At 73.2% G+C, this 17,093-nt stretch carries 15 protein-coding genes; 10 read left to right on the top strand and 5 right to left on the bottom strand.

Annotated elements, in window-relative coordinates; all coding sequences use genetic code 11:
- Positions 1-217: 217 nt before the first annotated feature.
- The 3 genes from BLV02_RS06380 to BLV02_RS36345 form a co-directional block, all read right to left on the bottom strand.
- The gene (locus BLV02_RS06380) at positions 218-2,011 is read right to left on the bottom strand and encodes a metallophosphoesterase family protein (RefSeq protein WP_069114650.1); all 1,794 of its coding nucleotides are present in this window, start codon (positions 2,009-2,011) and stop codon (positions 218-220) included.
- Positions 2,012-2,022: 11 nt separating this feature from the next.
- Complete coding sequence (locus tag BLV02_RS06385; protein ID WP_171906884.1) at positions 2,023-3,132, bottom strand: endonuclease/exonuclease/phosphatase family protein; 1,110 nt, start codon at positions 3,130-3,132, stop codon at positions 2,023-2,025.
- A gap of 677 nt (positions 3,133-3,809) precedes the next feature.
- Positions 3,810-4,577 carry a GntR family transcriptional regulator gene (locus BLV02_RS36345; protein ID WP_171906883.1) on the bottom strand — a complete coding sequence of 256 codons (768 nt, stop codon included), beginning with the start codon at positions 4,575-4,577 and terminating at the stop codon, positions 3,810-3,812.
- Between the two features lie 144 nt (positions 4,578-4,721).
- Between BLV02_RS36345 and BLV02_RS06395 the strand changes: the two genes are divergently transcribed.
- From BLV02_RS06395 to BLV02_RS06430, 8 genes are all read left to right on the top strand, one after another.
- Positions 4,722-6,014 carry an ABC transporter substrate-binding protein gene (locus BLV02_RS06395; protein WP_069114647.1) on the top strand — a complete coding sequence of 431 codons (1,293 nt, stop codon included), beginning with the start codon at positions 4,722-4,724 and terminating at the stop codon, positions 6,012-6,014.
- Complete coding sequence (locus tag BLV02_RS06400) at positions 6,011-6,946, top strand: carbohydrate ABC transporter permease (RefSeq protein WP_083289164.1); 936 nt, start codon at positions 6,011-6,013, stop codon at positions 6,944-6,946. The genes BLV02_RS06395 and BLV02_RS06400 overlap by 4 nt, the downstream gene beginning before the upstream one ends.
- Positions 6,943-7,836 carry a carbohydrate ABC transporter permease gene (locus BLV02_RS06405; protein WP_216094557.1) on the top strand — a complete coding sequence of 298 codons (894 nt, stop codon included), beginning with the start codon at positions 6,943-6,945 and terminating at the stop codon, positions 7,834-7,836. Before BLV02_RS06400 ends, BLV02_RS06405 begins: the two co-directional genes overlap by 4 nt.
- Positions 7,833-8,768, top strand: coding sequence for an N-acetylglucosamine kinase (locus BLV02_RS06410; RefSeq protein WP_069114646.1), 936 nt, complete (start codon positions 7,833-7,835; stop codon positions 8,766-8,768). Before BLV02_RS06405 ends, BLV02_RS06410 begins: the two co-directional genes overlap by 4 nt.
- A 222-nt stretch (positions 8,769-8,990) precedes the next feature.
- Entirely contained in the window at positions 8,991-10,196 is a 1,206-nt protein-coding gene (locus BLV02_RS06415) for a hypothetical protein (protein WP_141711848.1), read from the top strand.
- Complete coding sequence (locus tag BLV02_RS06420; protein ID WP_069114644.1) at positions 10,193-10,942, top strand: sugar isomerase domain-containing protein; 750 nt, start codon at positions 10,193-10,195, stop codon at positions 10,940-10,942. Before BLV02_RS06415 ends, BLV02_RS06420 begins: the two co-directional genes overlap by 4 nt.
- Positions 10,943-10,950: 8 nt before the next feature.
- Positions 10,951-12,324 (top strand): hypothetical protein, encoded by a 1,374-nt coding sequence (locus BLV02_RS35480; protein WP_069114643.1) that lies wholly within the window; start codon positions 10,951-10,953, stop codon positions 12,322-12,324.
- A 12-nt stretch (positions 12,325-12,336) separates the two neighbouring features.
- Complete coding sequence (locus BLV02_RS06430; RefSeq protein WP_069114642.1) at positions 12,337-13,068, top strand: M50 family metallopeptidase; 732 nt, start codon at positions 12,337-12,339, stop codon at positions 13,066-13,068.
- 13 nt (positions 13,069-13,081) lie between these two features.
- Here BLV02_RS06430 and BLV02_RS06435 read toward each other — a convergent pair whose 3' ends face one another.
- Positions 13,082-13,744 (bottom strand): DUF4097 family beta strand repeat-containing protein, encoded by a 663-nt coding sequence (locus tag BLV02_RS06435; protein WP_069114641.1) that lies wholly within the window; start codon positions 13,742-13,744, stop codon positions 13,082-13,084.
- Between the two features lie 214 nt (positions 13,745-13,958).
- Between BLV02_RS06435 and BLV02_RS06440 the strand changes: the two genes are divergently transcribed.
- Positions 13,959-14,660, top strand: coding sequence for a GbsR/MarR family transcriptional regulator (locus tag BLV02_RS06440; protein WP_069114640.1), 702 nt, complete (start codon positions 13,959-13,961; stop codon positions 14,658-14,660).
- A 94-nt stretch (positions 14,661-14,754) separates the two neighbouring features.
- Here the strand turns inward: BLV02_RS06440 and BLV02_RS06445 are convergent, their stop codons facing one another.
- On the bottom strand, positions 14,755-15,894 hold the full coding sequence (locus tag BLV02_RS06445) for a mandelate racemase/muconate lactonizing enzyme family protein (RefSeq protein WP_069114639.1): 1,140 nt from the start codon (positions 15,892-15,894) through the stop codon (positions 14,755-14,757).
- A 171-nt stretch (positions 15,895-16,065) separates the two neighbouring features.
- On the opposite strand from BLV02_RS06445, the gene BLV02_RS06450 reads away from it, so the two are divergent.
- Complete coding sequence (locus tag BLV02_RS06450; RefSeq protein ID WP_069114638.1) at positions 16,066-17,058, top strand: LacI family DNA-binding transcriptional regulator; 993 nt, start codon at positions 16,066-16,068, stop codon at positions 17,056-17,058.
- The last annotated feature ends 35 nt before the right edge of the window (positions 17,059-17,093 follow it).

The raw sequence follows: 17,093 nt of genomic DNA on the forward strand, positions 1-17,093 counted from the left end.
CCCGTCACAAGGCGGGAGAAGCGAGAGCAGGGAGAGAGGCAGCCGCGCCGAGGAGACCACAACGCTGTCCACCCAACAACTCGCCGCCAGTCTCGTACCCGGATCTCCATCCGCTCGACATCGGCCTCGGTTCAGACGGCCCGTATGGGCAAGGGCGCGTCGAGTACGGTTCAGCTCCTCGAAGTAGTAGCGCACCCAGGCGGGCGCACGCCTCCCGTCAGCCGGTGGGGCGGCCGTCGGAGCCGATGTCGATGACGATCTGGTCGCCGTAGGTGCGCCGCTCGGTCCGCGTCACCGTCAGGTCGTCGTCGAGCACCGGGAAGACGTGCACCGGGGTGAGGGTGATGCGGGCGATCTCGTCGCCGCCGCGCAGCCGCTCGACGTCGATCTCGAGGTGGCCGTAGTGCTTGCCGCCCGCCTCCAGCCGCGGGACGCCGTCGCCGGCCACCCACCGCTCGGTCTCGCTCTGGTCGGCGGTCCACCGGCTGAACGGGTTGTAGCGCAGCGGCGCGGTGTCGAGCGTCGCGCCCTCACGGCGGACGCCGCGCAGGCCGTCGCCGGCCACGCCGACGTCGTAGTAGTGGACGCCGGTGCCGTCGCCGTCCTCGTCGACGAAGCTGCGCTCGAACATCTCGCTGTGCCCGGAGATGACCGCTGCGACGCCGTACCGCTCGAACAGCGGGTGGTAGACCCGCATCGGGGTGCCGCCCTGGCCGGACGTCAGCGCGTGGTTCATCGGCAGCCCGTGCTCGCCGGAGCTGTACGGGACATGATGGAACTGGACGACGACGATCTGCCCGGCCGCGCGTGCCTCGGCCAGCTGCCGTTCGGCCCACGTCCACTGGACGCTGCCGGGGCCGAAGTCGGACAGGTCGGTGCCGCCGGCCGCCTCGTACTGCTCGCGGGTGAAGTTCTCCTGCGTGTCGGTGCCCGGCCCGGTGTACTCGCGGCCGGTCAGCTTCTCGTCCGCCGCGTAGTTCGCCGCGGCGTCGTCGGGCTGGCCGTTGTTGCTGTCCAGCGTCAGCACGGTGACCGGGCCGTAGTCGACCCGGTAGTAGTTGTCCTGGTGCGCCGGGGTGCCGTTCGCGGGCCCGTCGAAGTAGGCGTGGAACTTCGCCCGCGACCGCACCACCGGGCTGCGGTCGTCGGGCGTGCCGTAGCCGCCGTTGAGCGCGCCGAAGCTCTCCCAGTTGCCGAACGCGGGCAGGATCGGCACCGACGTCAGCAGGTCGCCGCCGGCGCCGGCCGTGCTGCGGAAGAACTCGTCCCAGCCCGGCTGGTAGCCGCCGCCCTGGACGAGGTCGCCGGTGAACAGGACGGCGTCGGGGGAGCGCTGCTCGATGACGGCGAGGTTGCGGCGCAGCCCCTCGTCCTCGGTCAGCGGATAGCGCAGCACCCGCGTGCCGGACAGCGTCGTCGTCCCGTGCACCTGGTCCCAGGCCGACCCCGCCGCGGCGGACGGACGGCCGTCGGCGCCCGCGCCGGGCGCCCACTCGCGCTTCTGCACCCGTCCCAGCGGCTCGGTCTCGGAGTCGGACAGCGCGATCAGCCGGATCTGCCGCCAGTCGTCCGCCGTCGGCGCCGTCTCGAACCGGCCGCGGAAGGTCGAGCCGTCCTGCTCGACGGTGTACGTGTAGCGGGTGCCCGGCCGCAGCCCGTCGATGAGCTCGGTGTGCTTGTAGTTGTCGGCGCCGAGCAGCCACGAACCCGGCTCCAGGCCGGGGATCTGCTGCGCCCGCTCGGCGTCGGTGTAGGCCAGCTCCGGCAGCAGCTCCCCGCCGACCTCGGTGGTCAGGCTGCCGCGGATGCCGGGGCCGCGGACGGTGAGCCGTCCGGGCTCGTCGGTCTCGGTGAACCAGGTGATCCGGATGCCCTCGCTGCTCGGACTCTGCAGGTAGGGCAGGACGCGGAAGTCGTCGGCCGACCCCGCCCCGCCGGCCGGCGCCACGGCGCCGGCCAGCAGGATCAGGGTGGCGACGCCCGCGGCCGCGAGTCGTCCGCTCTGCCGCATGGTCGCTCCTCTCAGTGCACCAGGGTGACGTCGCCGACGACGATGCGGTGGTCGGAGAACGGCGTCGAGATCACTCGGCCGGACTCCGGGCCGACCACGAAGTGCCGGGTGTCGACGAAAATGTAGTCGATCTTCCGGTTGCTCTCGTACGGCTTGTCGTAGTTGTCGGGCAGCCCCTCCTTGCCCATCGTCCACTCGCCCTGCCGGTGCGGGCAGGCCTCGGTGCCGAGGTTGAACCGGCGGATCACCGGCCACCGCACGTCGCGCCCGTCGACCTCCTCGAAGACGCCGTTGCCGCCGCAGCGCCGGTAGAAGAAGTCCAGCGACGGCAGGAACGGCAGCTCGTTGAGGTCGCCCATCAGCGCGACCGGCAGCTCCCGCGTCATCGGCGTGATCGCCTCGGCGATGACCTTCGCCTGCGCGTAGTTGATCGACCGCCCGTACAGCGGGTCCTCGGCGATGTCGGGGTCGTCCGGGAACGACGTCTCGTTGATCAGCGGCAGCGGCACCTCGGTGTGCGTGACGCAGGCGCGGACCGCGACGGCGCCCGGGATGGCGACGTCGCCGCAGACCAGCTTCCGGAACCGCTGCCGGTAGTGGTAGCCGAGGTCGAGGTACGGGGTGTCGCCGAACATGACCTGCTCGGACTCGTACTTGCTGAACAGGCCCATCACGTACCAGCCGCCGGGGTTGACGACCGGGTCGTAGCAGTTCGGGATGTTGTAGTTCGTGACGACGACGTGCTCGGTCAGGTTCTCGTAGCCGGGCTGCGCCTTCAGCTGGTCGCGCATCGCGACCCACTGCGTGTAACACATCTCGTTCAGCCCGACGATCTCCGCCTGCTGCTCGACGACCTTGTTCACCGCGTCGGTCACGGGCGCACCGGTGTCGCCGCCGTTGAACCCGTTGCCGGCGAAGTTGAAGTCGAGCAGGCGGACGTTGGTCTCCTGCCGCGCCGTCGTCGTTGCCGGCGTGGTGGTCGCGGGGGTGGTGGTCGCGGGGGTGGTGGCCGCGGGTGCGGCCGGCGTCTCCATTGCCGGCGTCTCCGCGGCGGTGGCCGCGAGCGGTGCGATCAGGGCTGCGCAGGCGGTTGCCGCCAGCGTTCCGAGCGTGATCCTCACTCCGCCTCCAGGGTCTGGATTCCTGTCTAGACCGGTATTTTGGCGGGGAGCGTAACAGGGCGCGACCGAGTTGACCAGAGGGGTTGCGACGGGGTGAGACCGGCGGTCGCGGCGGCCTGGTCCGGGCCGGGAAGGCGCGGCTGGTGGACGGCGGCGGGCTGTCGTGGCAGGTCAGCGCGGGCGGCGGTGACGGCGCGATGGTGGTGTGGTGGTGCGTGGTGGCGGCGTGGCGCTGGCGGCGATGCGGGTGCGATGCCGCGGCGACGCGGCCGCGGTGTGGCCGGGGTGTGGCCGCGGTATGGCGGCCGTGTGGTGACCGTGTCGTGGCGGCGGCTGTGATGGGGCGATGCCGACGTGCGCCGCTGTGGCCGTGGCCCACCCCTCCCGGCCGGGTGGGCCACCTACTCTACGGGCGCGTACTGACAACGTCCGCGGACGCGGCGGCGGAGTGGACCTCGGCCGCGGCTGCGGCGGCGGAGTGGATCTCGGTCGTGGCTCGCGGGACCGGTGGCCGTGTCGTGGCGGCGGCTGTGATGGGGCGATGCCGACGTGCGCCGCTGCGGCGGAGTGGGCTGCGGCCGTGGTGTGAGCCGCCCGGGGATGGCCGTCACTGTCCACCTTTTCGGTCGCCATAGCAGCCCAAAAGGTTGATGATCATGGTGGAGTGGCGGGTGCGCTCAGCCGCCGGCGGGGCGGCTGACGTGCATCTGGATGGCGTACCGGTCGCCGCGGTAGAGGGAGCGGCCGAACTCGACCACGTTGCCCATGTTGTCGACCGACCGGCGCTCGATGAGGAACGCCGGGTCGTAGCCGGGGACCTCGAGCCGCTTGGCCTCGGCCGGGCTGAGCCGCGCGATCGACACCGTCTGCTCGGCCGACTCCAGCCGCACGCTGAACACCCTGGCGAGCACGTCGTACAACGACTCGTCGCGGTTCATGACGTCGAGCAGGCCGGCGAACCGCGCGGCCGACAGGTTGGTCCGCTCCAGCGCCATCGGCGTGCCGTCGGCGGTGCGGATGCGCTCGATGGAGTGCACCGGCGCGCCGGTCTCGACGCCCAGGCGCTCGGCGATGTCACGGGTCGCCGGGCGGGTGCGGGCCCGGTAGCTGCGCGAGCCCGGCGTCATGCCGCGGTTGCGCATGTCCTGGCTGAACGACCGGAAGATCTCCGAGTGGGTGAGCGTCGGCCGCTGCACGAACGTCCCCCGCCCGGACACCCGCCGCACCAGCCCGCGCGACTCCAGCTCGTTGACGGCGCCCCGGACGGTCATGCGCGCCACCCCGAACCGCTCGGCCAGCACCCGCTCGGACGGCAGCAGCGCACCGTCGCGCGACCGCTGGACCAGCGATTCGAGCACGTCCTTGATGTGCGCGCCCTTCGCGCGGTCTCCGGTCGTGAACACGTCCGGCGCGACGTCGGTCGGCTCGTGTCGCGGCCTTGGCACGGTGCGGCTCCCTTGCTCGCCAGATTGACGCCATCCTACGTACCGCCCCGGACAGTGCAGGTAGACGCGCCGGGGATTGACAGCGGTATAGACCGGTATTACGGTCTCCGTCTCACCAGTCCACCATCCGACCAGGAGTCCCACATGATCGGCAGACGAAGCGGCGCGCTCGCCCTCCTCGGCACGCTGACGCTCGGCCTCGTGGCATGCAGTCCCAGCGCCTCGGAGGGCGACTCCGGCACCAGCGGCGACGGCGACGAGGTCACGCTGGAGGTCTGGGGCTGGCGGCAGGAGGACGTCGCCGCCTACGACAAGATCTTCCAGCTCTACGAGGACGCCAACCCGGGCGTGACCGTCGAGTACGTCCCCTACAAGGCCGACGAGTACGACACCATCCTGCGCACCGGCCTGGGCGACGCCAGCGGGCCGGACGTCGCCCAGTTGCGGTCGTACGGGCTGCTCCAGCCGCTGGTCGCGTCCGAGAGCCTGGTCCCGCTGGACGACGAGGTCGAGGCGCTGGCCGACTTCCCGGAGGAGGTGATGGACGGCGCCCGCGGCGTCGCCGACGGCCAGGTGTACGGGGTGCCGTTCGCGCTGCAGACGCTGCACGTCATCTACAACAAGGCGCTGTTCGACGAGCACGGCCTCACGCCGCCGCAGACGTGGGACGACATGATCGCGGCGTTCACCGCCCTGCAGACCGCCGGGGTCACGCCGCTGGCGGCCACCATCGCGGACACCTGGATGCTGCCGATCCAGCACGAGATCTTCGGCGCCAGCACGTACGGCGGCTACGACTACCTCGACCAGATGCTCACCGGTCAAACCGATTTCACCGGTCAGCCGTGGGTCGATTCGATGACGACCTGGCAGGGCACCAGCGAGTTCTGGGCGCCGCAGTTCCAGGGCGTGACGTACGCCGACGCGCAGGCGCTGTTCACCTCCGGCCAGGCGGCGATGTTCCCCGGCGGCATCTGGGAGCTGGCCGTGTTCGCGCAGGCCAACCCCGACCTCGAGCTCGGGATCTTCAACGTGCCGCCGCCGCCCGGCGCCGCCGTCCAGGAGACGCTGGTGCCCGGCTACGTCGACGGCTCGTTCGGCGTCTCGGCGGCGTCGCCGGACCAGGAGGCCGCCCTCGACCTCGTCCGCTGGATGGCGTCGGAGGAGTTCGGCCAGGCGTTCACCGACGAGCTGCGCCAGATCAGCGCGGTGCCCGGCGTCGAGCCGGCCGACGAGCTGCTGGCCGAGGCGCTGGAGGCGCACCTGGCCAACCCGAGCCCGTACGTCACGTACGCGTACTTCTCCAGCGACCAGCCGACGGCGTGGGACCTCGCCTCCGAGGCGCTGTCCGACTTCGTCCTCGGCGGGGCCACCGCCGAGGAGGCCGCCGGTCACATCCAGCAGGGCGTCGGCCAGTGGTTCGAACCGCAGTCGTGACGTCCGGGCCGCGGCGGCCGGCGCGGTATCGCGCCGGCCGCACCGGCCTGGGCTGGATCGCCGGGTTCACGCTGCCGGCGCTGCTGCTGTACGGCCTGCTCATCGTCGTGCCGCTGGTGACGGCGTTCTACTACGGGTTCTTCCACTGGGAGGGCACGCAGCGGGCCGGGTTCGCGGGCCTGGGCAACTACCAGGAGGTGCTGACCCGGTACCCGCTCGGCGACGAGATCCCGGTCGCGCTCTGGCACAACGTGCTGTTCTTCGTGGGCACGATGGCGATCCAGAACACCGTCGGCCTCGGTCTCGCGCTGCTGCTCTACCGCAACCCGCGGTGCAAGCGGTTCTTCCAGACGGTGTTCTCGCTGCCGTACCTGATCAGCCCGCTGATCGTCGGCTACCTGTGGTCGCTGCTGCTGAGCCCGTCGTTCGGGCCGGTCAACTACGTGCTGCAGTCGGTCGGGCTGGACTCGTGGGCGCGGCCGTGGCTGGGCGACCCGGACACCGCGCTTCCGGTGCTGATCCTCGTCAACGCGTGGCAGTGGATCGGCGGGCCGATGCTGATCTTCCTCGCCGCGCTGGGCGGCATCCCGCGGGAGCTGGAGGAGGCGGCGGCGCTGGACGGCGCGTCGTCGGTGCGGGCGTTCTGGAGCGTGCGCTTCCCGCTGCTGATGCCGGCGGTCGGCGTCATCACCGTGCTCACGTTCATCGGCTGCTTCAACATCTTCGACCTGGTCTACGCGCTCGGCGGGTCCGACGGCGGCCCCGGCGGCGCCATGGACGTGCTCGGGCTGCTCTACTACCGCACCGCGTTCGAGGGCGGCACCAACGCGATCGGGGAGTCGTCGGCGCTGGCCATGATGATCTTCGTGCTGATCTTCGGCGTCGCGATCGTGCTCGAGCGGTTCCTGCGACGCCGGGAGGTGGCCTCGTGACGTCGACCCTGACTCCGCAGCGGCGCATGCGCCCGTCGCCGGCCTCGACGGGTCCGGCGGCGACGCGCTCCGGCACCGGCCTGCGCCGGGCCGGCGTGCAGTTGCTGCTGTGGCTCTACGCCGCGCTCGCGTTCGGCCCGCTGGTGCTGGTGCTGATCGGCTCGTTCCGCGACAACGCCGACATCCTGCGCCAGCCGGTCGGCCTGCCGACGTCGCTAGGCCTGGACAACTACCAGCGGGCGTGGGAGACGGCGTCGCTGGGCACGTATTTCATGAACTCGGTGGTCGTGACGGTGGCGTCGGTGACGCTGTGCGTGGCGGTGTCGGCGATGGCCGCGTACGCGTTGTCGCGCTGGCGGTTCCGCGGCCGGGCGCTGCTGGCCGCGCTGTTCATCAGCGGGCTGATGATCCCGGCGAAGCTGGGGCTGCTGCCGGTCTTCTACATGTACCAGTCGTTGGGGCTGATCGACAGCCGCCTCGGGCTGGTGCTGCTCTACGCGGCCAGCGGCATCCCGTTCTCGATCTTCGTCATCATGGGCTTCATGCGGGGTCTCCCGACGGAGCTGGAGGAGGCGGCCAAGCTCGACGGCGCCCACGAGGGGCGGATGTTCGTCTCCGTCGTGCTGCCGCTCATGCGCCCGGCGCTGGCCGTCGTGACGGTATTCCAATTCGCTCCGACGTGGAACGATTTCTTCTACCCGCTGGTGCTGATGCGCAGCGACGACAAGTACACCGTGCCGGTCGGGCTGACCCGGTTCTTCGGCGAGTTCGCGGCCGACCGCGCGACGCTGTTCGCCGGGCTGGTCATCGCGCTGGTGCCGCTGGCCATCGTGTTCGCGTTCGCGACGAAGCACATCATCAGCGGGCTGACGGCGGGGATGTCGCGGTGACGGACACCTTCATCAGCATCGACGGCGGCAAGTCGGCGCTGCGGCTGCTGGCGGTGACGGGCGAGCGCCGGCAGGTCGGCACCGGTCCGGGCATGAGCTACCGGCCGGGGGAGGACGGCGTCGAGCGGACGGTCGCGGCGGTGCGGGCGGCGGCCGCCGCGATCGAGCTGCCGGGCCGCGTGGCCGGCGTCATCGCCGGGCTGACGGCGCTGCCCGGCGAGCCAGGCGCGCGGCGCGAGCTGGCCCGGCGCATCGGCGCGGAGCTGGGCGGCCCGGCGCTGGTGACCGTGGACGTGCACCTCGCGCACGCCGGCGCGCTGGCCGGTCCCGGCACGGTGCTGTGCCTCGGCACCGGCACGAATGTGCTGGCCATGGGTGCCGGCGGGGAGTACACGACGGTCGAGGGCTGGGGCCCGGCGCTCGGCGACCGCGGCAGCGGCTACGCCATCGGGCTGGCCGGGCTGCGCGCGGCCACCGCGGCGCTGGACGGCGTCGGCCCGGACACCGTGCTGACGGAGCGGTTCCCGGACGCCGTCGGCGGCTCCGGCCTCGCCGCACTGCAGCGGTTCTACCGCGACCCGGAGCTGGTGCCGCGGATCGCCGGGTTCGCGCCGGTGGTCGTCGAGGCGGCCGGGCAGGACGACGTCGCGCGGGCGATCTGCGCGGCGGCGGTCGACGACCTCGTCGCGCTGGCGGTGTCGGCCGCGCGGCGTCAGCCGGACGCCGGACCGCGGGTGTCGTGGTCCGGCCGGCTGCTCGACGCGGGCGGGCCGCTGCTGGGACGGCTCGGCGACGGGCTGCGCGAGCACGGGCTGGAACCGGCCGAACCGGCCGGGTCGTCGCTGGACGGCGGCCTGACGCTGCTGCGCGGCGCGGCGCCGTACACGCGCTTGCTGGCACGGCTACGGGAACAGGTGGGGGAGCACGGGTGAGGATCGGGCACGGCGAGCAGTTGTTCGAGGTCAGGCCGGGCGAGCCGAGTGAGTTGCTGCGCGGCTACGCCGACCGGGCGTGGCTGCGAGCACGGGTGGGGGAGCGCGGGTGAGGATCGGGCGCGGCGAGCAGTTGTTCGAGGTCAGGCCGGGCGAGCCGAGTGAGTTGCTGCGCGGCTACGCCGACCGGGCGTGGCTGGGAGCACGGGTGGGGGAGCGCGGGTGAGGATCGGGCACGGCGAGCAGTTGTTCGAGGTCAGGCCGGGAGAGCCGATGGGCGGCTACGCCGACCGGGCGCAGGGGGCCGGCGGCGTGCTGGACCCGCTGGAGGTGCACGTCGTGACGTTCGCGGCCGGCGGGCGCCGGTTCGCGCTGGTCGTGGCCGACCTCGTCTGCGTGAACGCCGACGTCGCCGGGCAGGTGCGCGACGCCCTGCGGGAGCTGCGGATCGACGACTGCTGGGTCGCGGCCACGCACACGCACGCGAGCCCGGAGACGGGCTGCACGCCGGGCGGCAGCCCGACCCCGCCGGACGTCGGGCGGCGGCTGGTCGCGGCCGCGGTCAGCGCGGCGACGGCGGCCGTCGTCGACGAGCGTGACGCGGCGCTGACCCGCGTCCGGACGGAGGTCGCGGGCCTGGCCGGGCGCCGGATCGCCGGCGCCGCCGAACGGCTGGACGTGCCGGTCGACGCGCTCGTCGTGTCGACCGAGGCGGGCGTCACCGGCGTCGTCACGGTCTCGCCGGTGCACCCGACGGTGCTGCCGGCCGGCAACAGCGACGTCTCCGCGGACCTCAACGGCGCGATCCGCCGTGCGCTCGAGGCACCCGGCCGCTGGGCGGTCGCCGCCACCGGCGCCGCCGGCGACATCAGCACCCGGCACACCCGCCGCGGCCGCAGCCCGGCCGAGCTGGCCCGGCTGGCGTCGCTGGTCGCCGCCGCGCTGCCGCTGACGCCGTCGCGCGAGCCCGGCGCTGACACCGTCCGCCTGCCGGTGTCGCGGCGGGTCCGGCTGGAGCCGAAGACCGCGGCCGAGGTGGCCGCCGCGACCCGGGCCACCGCCGCCGGCGCCGCCGACGCGCGCACCCGGCAGGTGTTCGAGCAGGGCCGGCGCATCGCTGGCGAGCTCGCGGACCGCGGCGAGCCGTACGACGTCGACGTGCAGGCGGTCCGGCTCGGCGGCGTGACGCTGGTGGCGATCCCCGGCGAGCTGTTCCTCGAGCTGGGCGAGGCGATCCGCGCGGCCGCCGGCCCCCGCGTCATCGTCGTCGGCTACGCCAACGGCTACCTCGGCTACCTGCCCAGCCGCAGCACGCCACCCACGTACGAGACGCTCGTCAGCCCGGTCCGGCCGGGCAGCGGCGAGCGGGTCGCCGACGTCGCCGTCCAGGTGGCGCGGATCGTCGCAGCAGCGGAGGAGAGCACGTGATCGCATCCGAGTACGCCGCCCGGGCCGCCGGACTGGTCGAGCACGTCGTCGAGACGCAGTTGCCGGCCCTGCGGGAGGCCGCGGCCATGGTGGCCGGCTCGGTCGCGGCCGGCGGCGTGCTGCAGGCGTTCGGGACCGGGCACTCGCGCATCGTGACGCTGGAGCTGGCCGGTCGCGCGGGCGGGCTGGTCCCCGTCGGCATGCTCGCCGTGAAGGACCTGGTGATGTTCGGGGGCGAGGATCCCGCAGCGATCCTCGACCCGACGTACGAGCGCGAGTCCGGCCTGGCCGGACGCGTCTATGCGCTGGCCCGCCCGCGCCCGGAGGACGTGTTCCTCATCGTGTCGAACTCCGGCCTCAACGCGGCGGTCGTCGAGATGGCCCAGCTGGCGCGCGAGCGCGGGCACGGCCTGATCGCGATCACGTCGCTGGCGCACACCCGGTCGGCGGCGGCCCGGAGCGCGGACGGCCCGCGCCTGGCCGACCTCGCCGACGTCGTCATCGACAACGGCGCGCCGGAGGGCGACGCGGCGATCGAGCTGGCGCCCGGCGTGCGGATCGGCGCGGTGTCGTCGCTGACCGGGGTGCTGGCCGCGCAGATCCTCACCGAGCTGGTCTGCCGGGAGCTGCTGGAGCGCGGTGAGGAACCGCCGGTCTACATCTCGGCCAACCTGGCGGCGGGCGACGAGCACAACCGTAGGATCCTGGAGCGCTACCACGACCGGGTGCGCCCGATCGAGCCCTAGGAGAACAGGTGCAGGAGGCCCGCACCGTGCCGGTCGCGGCGCCCGGCGTCGCCCTGCGGGCAGGACGGCTGGTGCTGCTGGCGCTGGTCTGCCTCCTGCTGGCCGTGCCGCTGGGCGCGCTGACCGGGTGGGACCCCGGCGAGCTGTGGGACTCCGGTGCCCGGCCGCTGACGATCGCCGCGGCGGTGTCCGGGCTGGCGCTGGTGGTGCTGACGGCGCGGACGGTGCTCCGGCTGCCGGGCGCGACGAACCGGCGGGAACTGGTGGTCGGCGCCGAGGGGATGGACGTCGTCGAGCACCCGAAGTGGTGGCACCGGGGCGGCCGGGCCCGCGTCGGCTGGGACGACGTGCAGGTCGTCAACGCGCCCGGCCCCGGCGAGCTGCTCGAGCTGTACCTCACCCGCGACGTGCCCGGTCTGCCGGCGTTCGCCGCGGCCGAGGTCGCCGTCGAGGCCGACACTCTGATCGAGGGCGTCCGGATCCCGGCGCCGCGGCTGCGGCTGGGCGAGCCGGTCTCCCGCGACGTCGCCGAGGCGGTGGCGGCGTGGCGGCCGGACCTGTTCTACGCGGGCACCGGCGTGGACCAGTGGTTCACGCCGCCGCAGGCCGCCGGGCCGCGTCCCGTCGCGCTGCCGTCCGGCGCCGCCGGACCGGGGACGCCGGGGACGCCGGAGCCGCCGGAGGTGCCGCGCCCGGCCGGACCGGTCTGGCTGGACCACGGCGAGCCGTGGCCGCGGCTGCTGCTGGCGATCCTGGCGCAGGTCGCCGTCCTGGTGGGTGGCGTCGTCCTGATGACCGACCCGTTCGGCCTGCCGACGGTCGCGGCCGGGCTGATCGCGCTGGTGCTGCTGGTGCCGGTGCTGTTCTGCTGCCTGACGCTGCCGGTCACGCTGTGGCTGCTGCCGCGGGCCACGGCCGGCGTCGGCATCCTGGTGTCGGCGGAAGGGCTGCAGATCGTCCGCAAGCGGCGGTGGCGGCCGCGGGCGCTGGAGCGCAGCACCGTCGGCTGGGACTGGGTGCAGGCCGTCGTCACGCGGCGCGCCTTCGACGCCGTCCCCTCTCGGACCGGTCGCCGCCGCGTCGTCGACCTCTACCTGCACGAGAACCCGCCGCTGCCGGTGCCGCTGCCCGGCGTCGGCGCCGACGCGGCGGCGTCCGAGCACGCCGGGCCGGACGCCGTCGGCACCGGCCGGCTGGTCCGGTACCCGGCGACCCGGCTGCGGCTGACCTACCGGCACGACCTCGAACCGCGCGGCCGGGACGCGTGGCCCGGCGACGGGTCGCCGGTGCGGCTGCCGGCGCACCAGCTGCGGCCGGCGCTGCTGGCGTTCCGGCCGCAGCTCTGCCACGGCTTCGACGATCTCTGGGAGGGGACGGGTTAGGGTCGGGCGGTGATGGCGGAGGCGACCGACGGTGTGCGTGGCTGGTTCGCGGACGTCCGGGTCGACGAGACGCTGGCGACCATGCCGCCGTCGGTCGTGCTGGGGTTCGCGCTGGCCGGCGTCGTGCTGGCGGTGTACGGGCCGGCCTGGCGGCTGGCCGGGTACCCGGTCACCATCGTGCACGAGCTGGGCCACGTCGTGGCGGCGCTGACGGCCGGGTTCCGGCTGCGCGGCGTGACGGTGCGCGGCGACCTCTCCGGCGCGACGAACTTCTGGTCGCACAGCACGCCCGGCACGCTCTGGACGATGTGGTGGGGCTACCCGGCGCCGGCCGTCGTCGGGTGGGCGCTGGTGTGGTCGGCCACGCACGGGTGGGCGCGGCTGGCGCTCGGGGTGCTGGTGGTCTGCCTCGCGCTGGTGTTCCTGCTGTCGCGCAGCTGGCTGACGGTCGCCGTCGTGCTCACGACGGGGATCGGGTTCGGGCTGGTGGGCTGGTACGGGTCGGCGTGGCTGTGCACGGTGGTGGTGTACGCGTTCGCCTGGCTGCTGACGGTGGGCGCGGTGCGCGGCCTGTGGGCGGTCGTCCGGGCGCACACCAGCGGCCGCGGGGTACAGCAGTCCGACGCCTACCTCATGGGCCGCCGGACCGCCGTCCCCGGCGGCGTCTGGCTGTTCACGTTCGCGCTGGTCATCGGTGCGTGCGTCTGGTTCAACGTCGCCTCGGTGCTGACCGCCATCGACTAGCGGACGCCTCGGATCAGAGGCTGTGTGCGGTGATGTCGCCGGTGATCGTGGTGGCCCGGATGGCCAGGCCCGGCTCGCCGTCGTTCTTCAGCGAGTTCTCGATGCGCCCGACGGTGGTGCCGGCGTCGAGCGTGGCGGAGACGCCGGGGGCGGCGCCGATCGACAGGTCGCCGACCTTGGTGGTGAGCACGACGGTGCCCTGCGCGGCCTCGGCGACGGCGATGTCGCCCTTGGCGGTGCCGATCTCGGCGGAACCGGTCAGGTGCCCGACGGCGATGTCGCCGGCCTGGACGGTGAGGCGGACGGTGGCGGCCTCGTCGAGCTTGACGTCGCCGGCGGCGCCGTCGAACGTGACGTCGCCGAGCCGGCCGACGCCGCGGAAGTCGGCCGCGGCCGCCTTCGCCTCGACCCGGGAGCCGGCGGGCAGCTGCACCGTCACCTCGACGGAGCCGGAGCTGCCGAGGATCTGGCGCTTCACGGGCGCCTCGACCCGCAGCACGCCGTCGTCGTAGCCGACGGTGGTCTGCTCGGCCAGCTTGACGTCGCGGTTCTTCGCCGCGTCCATCGGCCGGACCTCGACCGTGGTGTCGGCGCGGTCGGCGGCGATGACCTGGAGGCGGCCCGCAGGGATGTCGAGGACGGCGGTGATCGGGGCGGGGGTGTCGAACGTGTGCATCGGTCTCAGCTCCTGTGCTCTCGTATGTTTCTGATACGAGAAACGCTACGTTGCGTTCACGAATCTGGCAACGCACTCGTGGCATGGAATCAACGTTAATACAGGTAGAGCGCTTGGAATCGTTGCAGTGGTAGGAATCTAACGCAACGAGAGCCGTTGCAATGACGTGGAGTGAACGCTATGCTGACGGCACCGACGCACCGAGGAGGTCGCGATGCCGGGAGGCAGGCTCACCCAGCGGGAACGCCAGCAGATCGCGCTGGGGCTGGCCGACGATCTCGCGTACGCCGAGATCGCCCGGCGCATCGGGCGCCCCACGTCCACCGTCACCCGCGAGGTCATGCGCAACGGCGGGCCCACCGGCTACCGCGCCGATGCCGCCCGCCGCGCCACCGAGCGCCGCGCCCACCGGCGCACACCGGCTCCGTCGCCCGCGCCACCGGCGGCGCCGCCTGTGCGCGGCCGCGACGCCGAGGCCGTCCGCGCGTACGAAGAGGCGTTCGCCGCGCTGCTCATGCAGTCCGGGCTGCCGCGCATCGCGGCCCAGGTACTCACCGCCCTGCTCACCACAGACGCCGGCAGCCTCACCGCGGCCGAGCTGGCGCAGCGGCTGGGGGTCAGCCCGGCGTCGGTCTCGAAGGCCGTCACCTTCCTCGACCGCCAGGGCCTCGTCGTCCGCCGGCGCGACGACGGCCGGCGCGAGCGCTACGCCGCCGACAACGACGTCTGGTACCAGTCCATGCTCGCCACCGCCCGGTCCAACGCCCAGCTGGCCGAGACCGCCCGCCAGGGCGTCGGGGTGCTCGGCCGCGGCACCCCGGCCGCCGTCCGGCTCGAGAACATCGCCCGCTTCATCGACTTCGTCAGCGAGAGCATCGCCCGGGCCGCCGAGCAGGCCCGCGAGGTCCTGCGCTAGGCCTCGCACTCCCGGCATGATGGTCGGCGGTTTGCTGGTGCCAGAGCGCCAGTGAACCGCCAGCCATCGCCGGGGCCGGCCGGGGCCGGCCGCGTCACCAGTTCGTGTACGCGCCGTCCGGGGTGCGCAGGTGCGGCCGCTCGGCCGGTGTCGCCCGCAGCTTGCGGGCGGCCTCGCGGTCGATGTCGACGCCGAGGCCGGGCAGCTCGCTGCGCTCCACCCAGCCCGGGCGCACCGTCGGCCGGGCGGTGAACAGCGCGGCCGTCGCCGGCTCCGGCGCCACCTGGTGCTCCTGGACGCCGACGTTCGGGCAGGCCAGGTTGAGGTGCAGCGACGCCGCCGCCGTGACGGGGCCGAGCGGGTTGTGGGTGGCCAGCTTGACGTAGTGGGTCTCGGCCAGCGCGGCGATCTTCTTCGCCTCGGTCAGCCCGGCCGCCACCGCGACGTCGACGCGCGCGTAGTCGATGAGGTCGCGCTCGATCAGCCGCTGGAACTCCCACTTCGAGCCGTACACCTCGCCGGTGGCCAGCGGCACGCCGGTGCGCAGCCGCAGCATCTCGTAGCTGTCCAGCGACTCCGACCGCAGCGGGTCCTCGACGAAGTACGGCCGGGCCGCCTCGATCTCGCGGCACAGCGTGACCGCCTCCGGCGGGTCCAGCCGGGTGTGCACGTCCAGGATCAGCTCGATCTCGTCGCCGAGCGCCTCGCGGGCCGCGTGCATCATCGCGATCGAGGCGCGCATGCTGGCCCGCTGGTCCAGCACGCCGTCGTCGTGCGGCGCGGCGAAGCGCAGGTGCCGCCAGCCGTCCTCGACCAGCTGCCGGCAGCGGTCCAGGAACGCCGGCAGCTCGCGGTACTGGTCGCCGACGTGGACGTAGCACGGCACCGCGTCGCGGACCTGGCCGCCGAGCAGGTCGTACACCGGCACGCCCAGCGCCTTGCCGCGGATGTCCCAGAGGGCGACGTCGATGGCGGCGATCGCGGCGGAGAGGAACCGGTCGGACGGGAAGAACCCGCGCCGGAACATGACCTGCCACAGGTGCTCGATGCGGGTGGGGTCCTCGCCGACGATCAGCTCGGCCAGGTGCTCGATGCCGCCGGCGACCGCGCGCTGCCGGGTCCGGATGCCGACCTCGCCCAGGCCGTGGATGCCCTCGTCGGTGTCGACCGCGACCAGCATCATGCTGTCGCCGTGGTCGGGGAGGGTGAGCACTTCGCACCCGGTGATCTTCATGGGCTTCGGCGTCCCTTCGCAGTGAAAACGATCCCGCAAATCACTCATCGCGGCGGTCAGCACCGTACCCTATGCGTCAGTTCACTGCATAGACACCTCTTGACACACATCAGAAACGTTTGCAATGCTGCCGCCGCGTTACCAGTCCACCCAGCGTCGAGGAGGAGCCACATGGCCGTCACGATCGGCTCGGTCGCCAAGGCCGCCGGTGTCTCCGTCTCGACGGTGTCCCGCGCGCTCAACACGCCGGACCTCGTCAACGCCGCCACCCGGCAGCGGGTCGTGGCCGCCGCCGAGAAGCTCGGCTACACGCCCAACCAGGCGGCGCGGTCGCTGCGCGAGGGCCGCACGGAGTCGCTGGGGCTGCTGATCCCGGACATCACCAACCCGTTCTTCCCGCCGATCTTCAAGGCGATGCAGGAGCGGGCCAAGCGGTTGGGCTACACCCTGCTGGTGGCCGACAGCGACGAGCGCGAGGCCGACGAGCTCGAGACCATCGCCGCGGTGTCGAAGAAGGTCGACGGCCTGGTCCTCTGGGCGTCGATGCTGCCGGAGCACCGCCTCGCCGAGCTGGCCGAGCGGATGCCCGTCGTGCTGGTCAACCGCCAGGTGCCGGGGGTCAGCGAGGTGCACGTCTCGCTCACCGACGGCATGGCGCAGGCGGCCGAGCACCTCAAGGCGTACGGCCACCAGCGGTGCGTCTTCGTCGACGGCAACGGCAACCGGCCGGACCAGTCGCGGTCGAAGTCGATCCGGGCCGCGTTCGACGCGCACGGCCTGTCGCTGATCGAGATCGGCCCGTACGAGCCCCGGTTCGAGACCGGGGTGCACGCCGCGCCGCTCGTCCTCGCCCACCAGGCGACCGCGGTGCTGGCGCACAACGACCTCGTCGCGATGGGCGTGCTGCACCAGCTCGCCGCGCTCGGCGCCTCGGTGCCGGGCGACGTCAGCGTGGTCGGCATCGACGACACGCTGCTGGCGTCGGTGTCCACACCGTCGCTGACGACCATCCGCATCGACCCGGACGAGATCGCCAGCCGGGCGGTCGACCTGCTCATCGGGCTGGTGCACGAGCGCCCGCCCGCCACGCCGGTGGTCCAGGTCGGGTCGCGGCTGATCCCGCGCGGCACGACCGGGCCGGTCCGGCGCGATCCGCAGCAGTAATCCGCCGGCGCACCGCCGGCACACCCCTTCTCCAG

The sequence above is a fragment of the Jiangella alba genome (assembly GCF_900106035.1).
Taxonomy (GTDB): domain Bacteria; phylum Actinomycetota; class Actinomycetes; order Jiangellales; family Jiangellaceae; genus Jiangella; species Jiangella alba.

Excerpts from the sequence above, each read along its gene's own strand:
- BLV02_RS06380 (WP_069114650.1), bottom strand. The coding sequence starts at position 2,011 with ATGCGGCAGAGCGGACGACTCGCGGCCGCGGGCGTCGCCACCCTGATC.
- BLV02_RS06395 (WP_069114647.1), top strand. The coding sequence starts at position 4,722 with ATGATCGGCAGACGAAGCGGCGCGCTCGCCCTCCTCGGCACGCTGACG.
- BLV02_RS06430 (WP_069114642.1), top strand. The coding sequence starts at position 12,337 with ATGGCGGAGGCGACCGACGGTGTGCGTGGCTGGTTCGCGGACGTCCGG.
- BLV02_RS06435 (WP_069114641.1), bottom strand. The coding sequence starts at position 13,744 with ATGCACACGTTCGACACCCCCGCCCCGATCACCGCCGTCCTCGACATC.
- BLV02_RS06440 (WP_069114640.1), top strand. The coding sequence starts at position 13,959 with ATGCCGGGAGGCAGGCTCACCCAGCGGGAACGCCAGCAGATCGCGCTG.
- BLV02_RS06445 (WP_069114639.1), bottom strand. The coding sequence starts at position 15,894 with ATGAAGATCACCGGGTGCGAAGTGCTCACCCTCCCCGACCACGGCGAC.
- BLV02_RS06450 (WP_069114638.1), top strand. The coding sequence starts at position 16,066 with ATGGCCGTCACGATCGGCTCGGTCGCCAAGGCCGCCGGTGTCTCCGTC.